This is a genomic window from Paenibacillus sp. TCA20 (assembly GCF_000732325.1).
GTDB lineage: Bacteria > Bacillota > Bacilli > Paenibacillales > Paenibacillaceae > Paenibacillus > Paenibacillus urinalis.
On sequence record NZ_BBIW01000007.1, the window covers coordinates 162,540 to 177,414 of the forward strand.

Here is a 14,875-nt window from a genome sequence, read left to right on the forward strand (position 1 = left end):
AACGATAGGGAAGATAAGGGATAAATTATTGCTATAGAGGGTGAAAAATGTGTGATTTCCCGCACAAAAAAGACTGTTCCCGAAAGTCCGGCGGACTCCTCAGAAACAGTCTGATTCTATGGATGCTTTTTGATAGTTTTACAGAACGGCTGATTCCTCCTGCAGAGCATGACTCCTAGATGCGTTCACTTTGGCATGAATTACAAAAGCGATAATGCTGATTCCTGCTGTAATCGCGGCGAACCAGGCAACGGGTGATAGTCCTCCTGCATCATACATGATCCCCATCGCATAGGGACCGGCAACCCGTCCAATCGCAGCAATACCCCCGGATACACCCAAATAAAAGGGTGCCGCCTTTCCTCCATACTCGGATATAAATGCCGGTGTAGCAGGCGAGATCAGCATCTCTCCAAGCGTAATGAGAATCATCGCCAGAATCATGCCGGGATAATGCTGGAACAGTGCAATAACAGCAAAGCCTGCCGTGTAGAACACCGCACTTACGATCAGCTGAGCAGACGAAGTCTGAGCAAACCATCTTTTGATGAGAGAGGTAACCGGCTGAGCCACAAAAATAAGAATCCCGTTCATTGTCCACAGCAGGCTGTACGCTTTCTTCTCCATCCCTTCCTCAATGATGAAGGGCGACACCCCTGTATTCCAGATGGAGTTGCCCAGCAGAATGAACAAGGAACCGACACTGATAAAAAGGTAGAGCCGAACGTTGCGAAGCAAATACCAGGTATTCTCTTCCGGCAGCTTCACCTTCTTATGCTGTGCCGGTACATAGGTCGTCCCCTGCTCCCGATCCACCTTGCTCAAATACATAAAGAAGTACCCGCCAAATATAGCTGAAGTGACACCGTTCATGATAAAACTCAAATGATAGGATATATCGGCCAGGAATCCACTGAGCGCTGTCCCGAGCGCAACCCCGATATTTTGAGCGACATAGATGACGTTAAACAGCTCGCCTCTGCGATCAGCAAAGCGAAAGCCGACAAAGGCTTGAATGGCAGGCAGAGACAAGGAGTTAAACAGCCCGATGAGGCCCATCATGACTACAAACAGCCACCATACTTCATTGATCCATGGCAGTGTGAAGAGCCCCATGGCGTTCAGCAGCAGCGACCCGACGATCAGCTTCTTCACACCTATTCTATGGTATAAGCCTCCGCCGAGAAGCTGTCCGAATATGCCGCCCAGGGATTGAATCAATATGACAAAGCCTGCCTGAGACATGCTCCGGCCCAGCTCATCAAATACATACATTGTGGTGAGCGGCCACATTAATGAACTGCCGGTTGCATTGACAAGGCTGGCAATTAAGAATACTTTGACTTCCTTCGGATAGTGTTCAAGCCATTTCATGTTCTGTTCTCCCGCGTTGTCTTTAACTTTGTATGATTACACTTCTTGCTTGATGACTTGAACCGTTGTCGAGAAGAAGGTAGCCCCTCTGCCCATGTCGGATAGTCGGTCCGGAGTCAGCATATTTGCACGCTGTCTGCCGCCCGCTCCCTCCCACCAGAGACCCTGGCTGATCACCGTCCCGGGCAGCATGGCTTCACCTACCTTGGCTGTTAATTGATAGGTTCCCCGGTCATTATATACAACGACCTGATCTCCCTCCTCAATGCCTCTCTGTTCAGCATCCCGTGGATGGATATGCAGCATAGGCTGCTTCTCCATCTTCTGATGCTTCTCTACGTTTGCAAACGTCGAGTTCAAGAAGTTATGATTCGGCGGCGAGAGAAACATGAGCGGATACTTGTCTTCCCTTCCTGCCGGATGCTCGCCGTCATATCCTTCATGAAGCGGTGCATAGACAGGCAAGGGCGACAGACCTGATTCAAGCATCACCTTGGAATACAGCTCAATCTTGCCGGAAGGAGTAGGCAGATGATCAAGAAGCTGTTCATAATCAGACATATCCAGCTTCACGAATCGCTGCTCTTTAAGCTTATTCAGCGTCACCCCGTTCAAGTATGGATTGTCTGGGTAATCCAGTGCTCCCTCGATCATGGACAGCTCCGACTCACGGAAGGCTGCTTCATCAAACCCCATAGCTTGTCCAAGCAGCGAGAATAACTCCACATTGCTCTTGGCTTCGCCAAGCGGCGCAATAACCGGCTCCTGGATATGCACATATTGGTGCCACGGCGAGCTGTACAAATCCGTGTTCTCAAAATTAGAGGTTGCCGGAAGCACGATATCCGCATATTTGGCTGTGTCTGTCATGAAGAGATCATGAACCACCGTAAATAAATCTTCTCTCGCAAAGCCCTGCTCTACCCGCTTCGCATCCGGAGCGACCACGAGCGGATTCGAGCAATATACAAACATCCCTTTAATTGGCTGCTCTTCATCATGAAGGGCGGCGCCGATCTGGTTCATGTTAATGCTGCGTGCATCCGGATTCTCTCTGAGCTCCGGACGCTCCAGCGCATCGCTGTTCAAGCTCGCGTAGCCTCCGTTGGATCGAGAGGCTCCGCCCCCCAGCTTCGCCCAAGCTCCTGTCAGCGCGGGGAGACACGCAACAGCCCGTACATTCATTCCCCCGTTATCATGATGCTGAAGGCCATTCCCAATATGGATATAGCCTGCCTTGGCCTGACCATAAGTCTCTGCCAGCTTCACAATATCCTCCACAGAAACACCGGTAATGAGAGATACCCGCTCTGGTGTATAGTCCTTAACATGCTCGCGAAGCTCCTCGTGACCTACTGTGTATTGCTGCAAAAATGCCTCATCTACGAGACTCTTCTCGAACAGCACGTTCATCATCCCGAGTGCGAGTGCAGCATCGGTTCCGGGATACAGCGGTACGAACCAGTCCGCCCACTGTGCCGTGCGGTTGCGATGAACATCAATGACAATGACCTTGGCGCCTGCTTTACGCGCTTTCTCTGCAAGGACTACTTGATGCATGTTCGTGCTGATGATATTTCCGCCCCATACGATAATAACATCGGCATGCTCTGTTTCTTCCGGCACGGTCCCCCGGTTCGCACCCATCGTATATTTCCATCCGGTAGTGCCGGCTGCATTACATATGGTCTGCTCCAGCTGACTTGCACCAAGCGCATTGAAGAAGCGCCGATCCATTCCGTCCACGCCGAGAATCCCCATATTGCCATAGAAAGAGTAAGGCAAAATAGCCTCTGCTCCGTATTCCTGCGATATAGCCTTGAAACGTCCCGTAATCTCGCTGATCGCTTCCCCCCAGGTTATCCGTTCAAATTCACCCTCGCCCTTGAGACCCGTTCTCCGCAAAGGATACTTCAGACGTTTCTCATCATATATACGTTCTGTCATGTTTCGGACCTTGTTGCAAATGGCGCCCTTGGTAATCGGGTGATCCGGGTTGCCGGTCACCTTCACAATTTTGCCTTCCTTCTTATGCAACAGTAGTCCGCAGGTGTCGGGGCAATCAAGTGGACATACGGCAGGAAATATTCCATTCTGTTCATTAATCACAGCTTGCCTCTCCTTTCTCATAGTACTTCTTAAGTTTCAAAGTCGCTCAAACCAGTTCTTTTATCATAATTCCGGATTCCATAATCGTCAAAGTGTGACAAAAAATAAAAGCAGCTCCCGCCACTGGCAGTAACCGCTTTTCACATGAGCTGATCTATTCAAAAATATTTTTTTCGCTTGTTTCATCATTTCCATGCAAGGGTAATAAAAATCAAGGCAGTTAGGAGTTAGGAAGACCCCTCCTCCAAGTGCCGTATCATAGACCACTCCCGAAAATTCGTCATGTAAAGGTTTCGTTCCCCCGAACCTAGACATGGCGAATTTTAGTATTGTCCTTGGCACCCTGTGCAAGGGGCTTACCATGCGGCTGTTCATGAAGATATGCCAAATAGTAGGCCCCTGCCACAAACACGGCCCCACCTGCAAAATTGCCCAGCCATACCGGAATGAAATTTGCCAAATACATGCTCCAGGAATAATTTCCTTCAAATATGGCAGCGGGAATGAGAAACATGTTCGCGACAACGTGCTGGAAGCCAATCGCTACAAACGCCGCTGTCGGAATCCAGATCCCGAGCACCTTCCCACTCATCGTATCTGCTGCATAAGACAGCCATACCGCAAGTGCCACTAGCCAGTTACAGCCTATACCCGAAATAAAAGCCTGCAGGAAGCTGTCTTCCAGCTTATGTCCCGCCATATCTACCACTTTATCCAGATAGACGCCTTCACCTGTCAGCCCCAGCACATGACCGAAAAAGTAGGCAACAAAAATGGCCCCCGCGAAATTTGCCAACGTGACAAGCGCCATGTTTCGGATGAGCAGAAGTGTAGAGATCCGCCCTCGCAATCTTGCCAGAGATACCGCCATCATATTGCCCGTCAGGAGCTCTCCTCCGGCGATCAATACCAGCACCAGACCAATGGGGAATACAAGCGCCCCGATCAGATTCGTAATACTGCCCCAAGCTTCGGGAGCCCCTGCAGTGACCCGGATATGGAGCAGAAATCCAAGGGATATATATACGCCCGCCAAAAAGCCGAGGATCAAGACGATAGATAGTGGATTGTGGGCTTTGGCAAAGCCGGTATCCGCTGTAAGTTCAGCAATGTCTTTAGGTTTCTGAGCTGCCATGAGCCATCCTCCTTATTCTTTTACATTAACCCATACCTCCATTGTATAGCCTTTTCAGGCAGTAGATTGTTAATAAATTCACAAATATAAATACTGAATCGGTATTCTTCGTAGTCTTCACTTGCAGATAAGACGATTCAGAATAAACTGCAATTCTTAGCGTATAAAAAAAACCGCCAGAGCATAATGCACTGACGGTTGTAAGTCCAATCAAATATAGGATTTTTAAACGAGAACCTCTTCCTTCTTCTCTTGAGCTTGGGCATCAACTGGCTTCAGTGCTTTCTGACCGACACTGTTCAGGAAGTTCCAAGGCTTGTTGTAGTGCGGCTGGAAGAAGAAGTCGATAAACGCCAGTTCATCTACAGTCATCTCATTCTGGATACATACGGACAAGGTATTAATCGACTGTGTAAGCTCGGCTTCACTCATCAGCTGTGCCCCAACGATCCGGCGGGATTCCTGCTCAAATATCACTTTAATCAGAACCTTCTCTGCCGTAGGCATGAATTCTGGGCGATAGCTGTCCTCGAGGGTTACACTCTCGACTTGAAGCCCTGCTGCTACTGCACCAGCTTCTGTCAGGCCTGTTCCCGCAATATTCTGCTCATAAATCTTGATCCCTGATGTACCTTGGGTTCCCATGTAGCGTGTCACAGGAGCCTTGAGGTTACGGGCAACCAGCGTACCCATGCGCACCGCATTGGTTGCGAGCGGAATATAGGATGCTTGTCGAGTTGGATTGTAATAGATCGCACTGCTGTCTCCGGCTGCAAAGACATCAGGATTGCTTGTGCGCATGTAGCGGTCCACCAGAATCGCCCCGTTCGGCATCATGTCAACCTGACCCTTTAAGAGCTCGGTGTTAGGACGGAAGCCAATGCACAGAATGACCAGATCGGTTTCGTAAGTGCCTTTGTCGGTAACAACTTTGCGTACGCTGCCCTCTTCTCCTTCGAAGCGGCTCACTTTCTCGCCAAGCACAAGCTGAATGCCCTTGTCCGTGAGGTCGGACTGAATACGGTCGGTAAATTCTTCATCCAAATATTTGCTTAGAATGCGGTCTTCTGCATCAATCAGCGTTACTTCTTTGCCATTCATCTGGAATGCTTCGACCAGCTCAATACCAATATAACCTGCACCTACAACGGTTACGTGGCGTGCATCTTGAGATTTGGCAATAATCGTATTGGAGTGCTCATAGTTCTTGCACAGAAGCACGTTGTTCAGATCAATCCCTTCAAGATTCGGAATAATCGGCCATGATCCAGTAGTCACAATCAGCTTGTCATAAGTGTCTACAAGCTCCTCGCCTGTGTTCAAGCTGCGTGCTTTAAGCGATTTAGCCTTCGTATCCACTTCAATTACTTCATGAAGCATACGCATTTTGACGCCCAGCTCCTGCAGCTGTGCAGGTGAGGAATAGAACAATCCGTGAGGATCTTTAACGACCCCGCCAACATATAGTGCAATCCCGCAGGATAAGAAGGATACATTGTCATTGCGTTCATAAACGGTAATTTCGGCATCTGGATAAAGCTTTGCTGTATTAATAATGGCTGCTGTCCCAGCGTGTGTACATCCAATAACGGCTACTTTCATTCTAAAATACCTCCTTAAGGTTAAAAAAGAGCTTTATGGTTGTGATGTGAAATATTTCACTACTATAGAGTTAACGATGCCAGGGCTTTATTTCGTTAAGCTAAGGTAATAACCATCCATCGAAACTCTGCCCTGAAGCATCCTGCCTTTGTGAATTGTGATTTATTTCACTATGTCTATGTCTTTATTATAATGTGACACATTTCACAATTCAAGCCCAAGTTTAACTTTTTACAAAAAATTTTGTTTATAAGGCCGCTAAAGAAAACAAATGAACTCATAAAGCCTTGATTACAAAGGGATTCGATACATTTGGACCGTCCTCCTTCGTTCCCCAAAAGACAGCTGGACCTCCCTGCTGCCATTGGCGATTCCATATTTTAGGAGTAGAATGAGACCTGTTAGCGGATTAGCCGCGAAATACGGTTTATTTTATTAGGAAAGGAGCTGCACGTTATGAAGTTCTCTTGGAAACGGAATTTGTTTGTGCTATGGGTCGGTGTCTTTTTTTGCAGCACAGCTTATTCCATCTCCATCCCCTTCTTGCCCATATTTATGAATACCGAGCTGAATGTCGGAGAAGACTATATCGAGCTGTGGGCCGGGGTTGCTTTTGGGATTACTTTTCTCGCCAGTGCACTGATATCCCCTTACTGGGGCTCTCTTGCTGACAAATACGGGCGAAAGCCGATGCTCATTCGCTCAGGATTTGCGCTTGCCTTCCTGTATTTAATCAGCTACTTTGTGCACGATCCTTATGTCTTTATTGCGGTCCGCATCTTCCAGGGGCTGCTTGCGGGCTTTGTGCCTGCTTCCATTGCGCTCGTAGCCACGAACACGCCGGAGGCCAAAACCGGATATGCTCTCGGGATTATGTCAACCGCAGGCGCTACCGGCAGCATCATCGGTCCCTTGATTGGCGGAGTTGTCAGCCATTACTACGGTAACCGCAATGCTTTTCTATTCTCTGCCCTGATTGTGCTGGTGTCCGCACTCATTGCTACCTTCTTTGTCAAAGAGCATAATTTTAATCGTTCTGCCGCCCGTTCAAGAGTACGGGACGATATTAAGCAGGCATCTGCCAATAAACCATTTATGGCACTGCTTGCCATTATGGCCGTGACGACTTTTTCTGTCATGATTCTGGAGCCGCTTCTTACCGTATACGTCATGGAGATGGGTGTATCGGTAGACGAAGCCTCCCTAACCTCTGGAATTATCTTCTCTTCCGTCGGCATCGCAACCATCATCATGGCTCCAAGGTGGGCCAAGATTGGACAGCGAATCGGCTACTCCAAAATTCTCATTATTGGACTTGTCGGCGGCGGACTTGGCAACATGCTTCAGATTCTTGTAAGCGATTATATTGGCTTCGGCCTGCTTCGGTTCGGATACGGATTGTTTTTTGCTGCCGTATATCCAACCATTAATGCACTCATCGTGGAAACAACGGATTCCGCATTTAGAGGAAGAGCCTTCAGCCTCAATCAATCCGCTTCACAGCTCGCGACCATGGCAGGGCCTATCATCGGCGGTCTGCTTGGAAGCTTGATGCCGATCCGCTGGATCTTCGTCCTTAATGGACTCGTGCTTCTTATCGCTGCCTGGATGATCATTCGCAGCAGGCGAAGCAGCAATTATGCCCTAACCAAATCTTCACCTGTACTTAAACAGGTGGATCGGTATTAGCATTTACAAATCAGCCGTTTCAATTCAGCACGATATATGGAAAGCATGATCTCAATATAAAAAGCTTGTCATCCCATAGAATCTTTTGATTCCATCAATGGGTTACAAGCTTCGTTTTTTTAAAATAATATAAAATTTACCTACAACAGCTTCTCGATCAGCTCGGTCATTTCTTCTGGAGATTGCTTCGGCTCAAAGCGCTGAACCACTTGTCCATCCCGATCAATGACAAACTTCGTGAAATTCCACTGGATGTCACTGGTCTCGCCAGCACCAGGCTCTTGCTCTTTGAGATACTGGAACAAGGGATGGGTGTTCTCTCCGTTCACCTCTACTTTGGCAAAGACCGGAAAATTCACACCGTAATTGATCTGACAGAACTCTTCAGCTTCTCCGCTCGTTCCCGGCTCCTGCCCGCCAAACTGATTGCAGGGAAATGCTAATACAACAAGTCCCTGATCCTTGTAGCGGTCATACAACTTCTGCAGCTCGCCATATTGCGGTGTCAGCCCGCATTTGCTCGCTGTATTCGCAATAACCAGCACTTTCCCCGTGTACATATCAAGAGGGACCTCCTGATTGGCAGTTGTCACTGCAGTGTAACCATATACTGACATGTTCTTATTCCTCCTTCTTTATCTCTTCTAAAATTTACCCGTTCGTCTTACAGCTCTAATCATACCAAATCCAGACGTGAAACAAAAAAGGCCCCCGAAAGGAAGCCTTAATGAATGGTTTAACCCTCAAGCCACGATGCCTGGAGCTTATACACCTGCCACTTGACGAATCTGTGTACGAATTGAGTTCGTTGCGCCGACAAGACCCGCATTGTCTTTGCCAGCGAGTGCATATGGCAGACAGAGTGGAACGCCTGTACGCGGATCTGTAATAATATCCGCCTCTATTCCGAACACTTCACGCATCACTTCTGTCGTCATGACCTCCTGTGGAGATCCGATCGCCGCTGCCTTACCCTGTTTGATTGCGATCATATGATGGGCATAGCGTGTAGCATGGTTAAGATCATGCACAACCATGACAATCGTACGCTGTGAACTGATATTAAGCTCCTCCAGCAGCTGAAGCACCTCTAGCTGATGCGCCATGTCAAGGAAGGTTGTCGGCTCATCCAGGAACAAAATGTCGGTATCCTGAGCAAGTGCCATCGCAATCCATGCACGCTGGCGCTGACCACCGGACAGCTGGTCAATGGGACGATCATGAAATTCATTCAAGCCTGTCGCTTCAATGGCCCACTCGACCATCTTCTTGTCTTCTTCCTTGAGTGAACCGAAGCCCTTCTGATAGGGAAAACGACCATAGGATACGAGCTCAGTTACCGTCAGACCTTCCGGAGCTGTAGGATTCTGTGGCAAAATAGCCAGCTGCTTCGCCACTTCACGTGTTGACTGCTTATGGATGGATTTGCCGTCCAATAATACTTGACCCGCCTTCGGCTGCATTAAACGTGCCATCGTTTTGAGAATTGTCGATTTCCCCGATCCATTGGCTCCAACAAGGGCTGTTATTTTCCCCTGTGGTATTTGAATATTCAAATTCTCAACAATAAGTCTATCCTCGTAGGCTATAGACAGTCCGGTCGTTTCTAAACGAAACATGAGCGATCATCTCCTTAGAATGGTTGGTCATCAGAAGCGTAAATCTTGGATGTATGTAAATGAAATGAAATTCGTATGAAGATCAGATGAGTAATCAATGATAAATCAACGTATAAATTAGAACTCTATTTAAAGATACTGATAATCATTATCATTTGTCAAGTGCTGTGATCGATGCTCACACAAAAAACACACCTTCTAGTGTAAGCTAAAGAATGCATCTTAAGCCTGGAATTAGAAGGTGTGTCACATTAAATTGTTATTTCATTTGACAAAGCGTTACCTGCCTCTGCGTCCTCCGCCCCTGCGGCTGTCACGCCCTGCAGCAGAGCCTCCTTGGCTAGAGCTCGGACCCGGACGGCCTCCGGTCTGCTTGCCGGAACGTCCCGATGAGGACGGACCGCCTCGTCCATCTCTGCTGGCACTGCCTCGACCAGAGCTCGGCTTACTGTCTGCGCGCCATGGACGATCCTTATCCGCACGTTTCTGACCTCCACGGCCGCTTGCTCCGCCATCTCTGCGTGATCCGCGCGCATTGTCCTGGCGTTCGCCTGAACGCCCGCCTGTGCCCTTGCGAGCGCGATCTCCGCCATCGTCTCTTGACTTACGTGCGCTGCCCTGTCCGCCGGAGCGGCCACCGTCACGCTTCGCATCCGAACGCACTTTGCGTGTATCGATTGTGCTTCCTCCGCCGCTGAACTTCTGGAGCGAGCCCGGCTCGCCGGCATAGCCGCTCTGCCAGCCAATGCGGTCCAGACGCTGATCTGTGCCCTGCTCAATACGTGCCAGCTCCGGCTTGTCCTTCGGTGCGGCAAAGGTAAGCGCTAGTCCCTTGCCGCCTGCTCGTCCTGTTCTGCCGATCCGGTGAATGTAGCTCTCCGGGTCATGTGGAATGTCATAGTTAAACACATGAGTTACGCCTTCCACATCCAGCCCTCTAGCAGCGACATCCGTAGCGACAAGCAGTTGCAGCTTGGCATTTCGGAACGCCTTCATCACCGTCTCGCGCTTCGCTTGGGATAGATCGCCATGAAGCTCATCGCTCGCATATCCCTTGTCCTGAAGCGCTGAATTCAGCGCAGACGCACGGCGCTTGGTACGGCAGAAGATGATGCCCAGGTATGGACGATACTGCTCAATCGCACCAATGAGCGCCTCCTGCTTCGTACGATCCGTACATTCTACGACCAGCTGACGAATCTGCTTAATAGGAATCACAGAGTCGGATTTGACTTTAACATCAATCGGCTCCTTCATGTAGGTGCGGCCCAGTCTGCGGATGCCCGTCGGCATGGTTGCAGAGAAGAGCATCGTCTGACGCTTGTAGGGCAATGCCTTGATGAGCGTCTCCACCTCGTTCAAGAATCCCATGTGAAGCATTTGATCGGCCTCATCTAGAACGAGAATCTTCACTTTGTCCAGCGCAAGCGTTCCTCTGCCCAGATGATCAATGAGTCTTCCTGGCGTACCGATAATAATTTGGGCTCCGCCCTTCAGCTTATGCAGCTGCTTCTCCACGTCCTGACCGCCATAGACAGCAAGCACTCGGATTGCTTCATTCGCTTCCGTCAGCTTCTTCGCTTCGGTCGTAATCTGCAGCGCCAGCTCTCGGGTCGGTGCAATAATTAGAGCCTGTGGGGATCGATCCTCCGCATGGATACGCTGCAGAATAGGCAGCATAAATGCAAACGTCTTGCCTGTTCCTGTCTGTGCCTCTGCAATCACATCCGAACCCGCAAGGGCAAGCGGAATGGACTTCTCCTGCACCGGTGTTGGAGTGGCGATTCCCTGCTGACGCAGAACCTCGCTCCATTCCGGCTTAATACCTAATTGTTCAAAACTCAAAATAGTCACCTCATAATATCCATTCGCTAAAAAGACTTATTTCATCACTTTGCGTATGATTTTCAAATTGTTTTTTGACGGATACTTCATCTTGATATCAAATTTATTGGTCTGCTTAAGCACACTCTTCATGTGAGAAAAAGCAGCAAAGCTCGATTCTCCATGATAGCTGCCCATCCCGCTCTCTCCGACTCCGCCAAAAGGAAGATGCGGTGTGGCAACATGCATCAGTGTATCATTAATACAGCCTCCACCAAAAGAAATTTGTTCAATAATGCGCTCCTGCACCATTTTATTCTCTGTAAATAGATACAAGGCGAGCGGTTTAGGGCGCGCATTGACCATATGCACCACCTCATCGAGATGCTGATAGGTCATCATAGGAAGAATCGGTCCGAAGATCTCCTCCTGCATGACCGGGTCCTCCCAGCTGATCTCCTCCAGGATGGTAGGTGCAATCTTCAGGGATTCCTCGCGCACTTCGCCGCCCAGCACAATAGAGCCTGTCTGTAGAAAGGCTTGCAGCCGATCAAAATGCTTGGGAGATACGATTCTTCCGTAATCCGGGTGCTCCACTGGTTCTTTGCCGTAAAAAGACTTGATCGCCTTGGCATACTCCTCTACAAAGGCATCCCTGACACTCTCATGCACAAGCAAATAGTCGGGAGCAATACAGGTCTGACCCGCATTCGTGACCTTGCCGAAGGCAACCCGCTTGGCCGCGAGCTTCACATGGGCGTCCTGATGAATGATGCAGGGGCTCTTGCCGCCCAGCTCCAGCGTAAGTGGAGTCAGCTGCTCGGCTGCAGCCTTCATGACGACCTTGCCCACCGCGACACTGCCGGTGAAGAAGATCTTGTCAAAAGGCTGACGCAACAGCTCCTGACTGGTCTCCACCGCGCCTTCAACCACTGTAATATAAGCGGGGTCATACAGCTCTCCGATCAAGGAGTTAAGGACAGCAGAGACATGCGGCGTCAGCTCTGACGGCTTGATGACCGCTGTGTTACCGGCAGCAATAGCTCCTAGCAGCGGAGACAAGGCCAATTGGAAGGGATAATTCCACGGAGCGATAATGAGAGCTGTGCCGTATGGCTCGGCCACAATATATCCTTTGCTTCCAATGTGCGTCTTCAGGCTGGTCTTTACTCTCTTCCGTTTCATCCATCCCTTCAGCCTTTTCTTAATAAAATCGATCTCCTCCAGCAATATGCCATATTCGGTCATGATCGCTTCCTGTTCGCTCTTGTTTAGATCGATTCTAACGGCCTCCAGAATTTCGGGCTTGCGCCGTACGATACCTTCTCTCAGCAGTCTTAGCTGCTCCAGCCTGAATTCCAGTCTGCGCGTCGCACCGCTGCTGTAATAGTCTTTTTGTCTCTGCACAATTTCATGAATTCCGTTCATTTGTGACAACCACCCTTACTTTAAAATCTACCTGAGCGAATAATATGAATAATGAACCACACCACCATAAGACCCGCTACCACAAGCCCAATCTCAACAATGGGAATATTCCACTTCTGTTCACTTAAGGCAGCCCCGACGATAAGCCCAACCATCAATATACTGAACGCCAGCAGTACAATGCTGAAGGACAGCCGATTGCTGATCTGATCAAGCTTCTTCATCACCTGCTCAACCTCTGGGACGCTCACCTCGAGTTTTAATTTCCCTTTGCTAATAATCGAGGTCAGAAGCCGGGTCTGCCCCGGCAATTCAATGATGGATTCCACGAGGTCGCTCACACCGCTGAACACTTTGCCGCGAAGGCGTCTTGTATTGAACTTCTCACGTACCAGCTTGCGACCGAAGGGCTCGGCCATATCAATAATGCTGATGCTCGGGTCCAGGTGCTCAATAACCCCTTCCAAAGTGACCAGTGCCTTGCCCAACAGGATAATGTCCGGAGGAAGTGTGATTTGATGACGCTGCGCCACACCAAACAGATCGCTCAGTGCCTTCCCAATGCTGATTCTGGAGAATGGAATGTCATAGTATTCGTCCCGCAGCCGGTCCAGATCTCCGTGCAGCACGCTCATATTGATTCCTTCAGGAATCATGCCAAGCTTATCAATAGCTCGAACCATGCTGTCTGTGTTCTTACGCATCAATGCTATAATCAGCGATGCCAGGTGCTCCTTCATATCCCCATGCAGACGCCCCACCATGCCAAAATCGAGATAGGCCAGCGTTTCATCCTTCATAACCATGAGATTTCCGGGATGGGGATCGGCATGGAAGAAGCCCTCAATAAAGATCTGGTTCAGCATGGAGTCAACCAGCTTCTGGGCGATCCCTTTCAGGTCATACCCCCGGCTAAGCAGCAATTCTCGCTGATTCAGCATAATTCCATCCATGTATTCCATCGTCAGCACCTTGGCACTCGTGTAGTCCCAATATATTTTCGGGATATGTATTTGGGGATGATCGATAAATTGTTGCCCAACTTTCTCTGTATTTCTTCCTTCATGGCTGTAATCAAGCTCGGCGAGCAGAGAATCCGCGAATTCTTCGACCATCTCCCGAAGCTGATACCTGATCACCCACTCCCACCTGCGCTCAGCAAGTGCCACAAAGTCTCTGAGTATATCAAGGTCTCGTCTAATAATCGGAGCAATGCCTGGTCTCTGTATCTTGATGGCCACCTTCTCTCCCGTCACCAGCTTGCCAATATGGACTTGTCCTATGCTGGCCGCTGCCAGAGGCGTATCATCAAAATGGCTGAGCACCTGCTCGAGCGGTACTCCCAGTTCCTGCTCCAGAATGCCCTTTGCCGTTTCAGACGAGAAGGCAGGAACCTGATCCTGTAATTTGGTCAGCTCCTGTACGATACCTGCAGGAAGCAGATCCGAGCGGGTACTTGCAAGCTGACCCAGCTTCACAAAGGTAGGACCCAGATCCTCCAGCACATGCCGTATTCGTTCACCCAGCGATTTGGATTCGGGAATACCCTCCCGCATAATCCACCGTCTAGGCAGTGATAAAGCTTGAAAGAAGCCCATTTCCTCCACCATATAGCCGAAGCCATGACGCATCAGCGCCATGGCAATATCTCTGTACCGTCCTGCATTTTGTACACGAACAGCCATTATTCGATCTCTTTGGTAGGAGTAGGAGGCTGCATATCAGGCGTTGTATCGTCAAGCACTGGCGTTTCCGGCAGGGGCTTATTCGGCAATTCCGGATCTGCTGCAGGCTTCTGCTGCGCAGCCTGAGCTTCAAGCTCAGCGATACGCTTCTCCAATCTCGCCACATCTGCTCTTGTCGGCACACCAAGGTCTACAAGCACCTTTTCCACCTGATCCGTAATCGCCTTCTTGATCCCGGCCGATTCCTCGGCTCCACGTTCCATCAGCTTATCAATAACGGCCTTGGATTGAGAGGGGGCAAGCTCTCCGCGTTTAACAAGCTCATTTACAGCACCTTCAATCTTCTCCTTACTGTACAGAGTAAATCCTACGCCAAGGGATACTGCCTTCTTGAACAAGTCGCTCATGAT

General features: G+C 49.5%; 11 protein-coding genes. 1 reads left to right on the forward strand and 10 read right to left on the reverse strand.

The annotated features are described in order from the left end of the window. Positions 1-138: 138 nt before the first annotated feature. The 4 genes from TCA2_RS15085 to TCA2_RS15100 all read right to left on the reverse strand — a co-directional run bounded on the left by TCA2_RS15085 (position 139) and on the right by TCA2_RS15100 (position 6,220). Positions 139-1,374 carry an MFS transporter gene (locus TCA2_RS15085; protein ID WP_047912439.1) on the reverse strand — a complete coding sequence of 412 codons (1,236 nt, stop codon included), beginning with the start codon at positions 1,372-1,374 and terminating at the stop codon, positions 139-141. Between the two features lie 36 nt (positions 1,375-1,410). Next, positions 1,411-3,504: a molybdopterin-dependent oxidoreductase gene (locus TCA2_RS15090; protein WP_047912440.1), complete on the reverse strand. Its 2,094-nt coding sequence runs from the start codon at positions 3,502-3,504 to the stop codon at positions 1,411-1,413. Positions 3,505-3,790: 286 nt separating this feature from the next. Continuing rightward, positions 3,791-4,618: a formate/nitrite transporter family protein gene (locus tag TCA2_RS15095; protein WP_047912441.1), complete on the reverse strand. Its 828-nt coding sequence runs from the start codon at positions 4,616-4,618 to the stop codon at positions 3,791-3,793. A gap of 225 nt (positions 4,619-4,843) precedes the next feature. Continuing rightward, on the reverse strand, positions 4,844-6,220 hold the full coding sequence (locus TCA2_RS15100) for an FAD-dependent oxidoreductase (protein WP_047912442.1): 1,377 nt from the start codon (positions 6,218-6,220) through the stop codon (positions 4,844-4,846). 456 nt (positions 6,221-6,676) lie between these two features. Here TCA2_RS15100 and TCA2_RS15105 point away from each other — a divergent pair, with 456 nt between their 5' ends. Beyond that, a complete protein-coding gene (locus tag TCA2_RS15105) occupies positions 6,677-7,909 on the forward strand; it encodes an MFS transporter (protein WP_047912443.1) in 1,233 nt (410 codons plus the stop codon). Between the two features lie 140 nt (positions 7,910-8,049). Here TCA2_RS15105 and TCA2_RS15110 read toward each other — a convergent pair whose 3' ends face one another. The 6 genes from TCA2_RS15110 to TCA2_RS15135 all read right to left on the reverse strand — a co-directional run bounded on the left by TCA2_RS15110 (position 8,050) and on the right by TCA2_RS15135 (position 14,872). After that, positions 8,050-8,526: a glutathione peroxidase gene (locus tag TCA2_RS15110; RefSeq protein WP_047912444.1), complete on the reverse strand. Its 477-nt coding sequence runs from the start codon at positions 8,524-8,526 to the stop codon at positions 8,050-8,052. A gap of 147 nt (positions 8,527-8,673) precedes the next feature. After that, complete coding sequence (locus TCA2_RS15115; RefSeq protein ID WP_047912445.1) at positions 8,674-9,528, reverse strand: ABC transporter ATP-binding protein; 855 nt, start codon at positions 9,526-9,528, stop codon at positions 8,674-8,676. 279 nt (positions 9,529-9,807) lie between these two features. Next, positions 9,808-11,376: a DEAD/DEAH box helicase gene (locus TCA2_RS15120; protein ID WP_047912528.1), complete on the reverse strand. Its 1,569-nt coding sequence runs from the start codon at positions 11,374-11,376 to the stop codon at positions 9,808-9,810. Positions 11,377-11,409: 33 nt separating this feature from the next. Continuing rightward, positions 11,410-12,780: an aldehyde dehydrogenase gene (locus TCA2_RS15125; RefSeq protein WP_047912446.1), complete on the reverse strand. Its 1,371-nt coding sequence runs from the start codon at positions 12,778-12,780 to the stop codon at positions 11,410-11,412. Positions 12,781-12,800: 20 nt separating this feature from the next. Beyond that, positions 12,801-14,465 carry an AarF/ABC1/UbiB kinase family protein gene (locus TCA2_RS15130; RefSeq protein WP_047912447.1) on the reverse strand — a complete coding sequence of 555 codons (1,665 nt, stop codon included), beginning with the start codon at positions 14,463-14,465 and terminating at the stop codon, positions 12,801-12,803. Then, positions 14,465-14,872, reverse strand: a complete 408-nt coding sequence (locus tag TCA2_RS15135) for a phasin family protein (protein ID WP_081872528.1) — start codon at positions 14,870-14,872, stop codon at positions 14,465-14,467. Before TCA2_RS15135 ends, TCA2_RS15130 begins: the two co-directional genes overlap by 1 nt. Positions 14,873-14,875 lie beyond the last annotated feature (3 nt).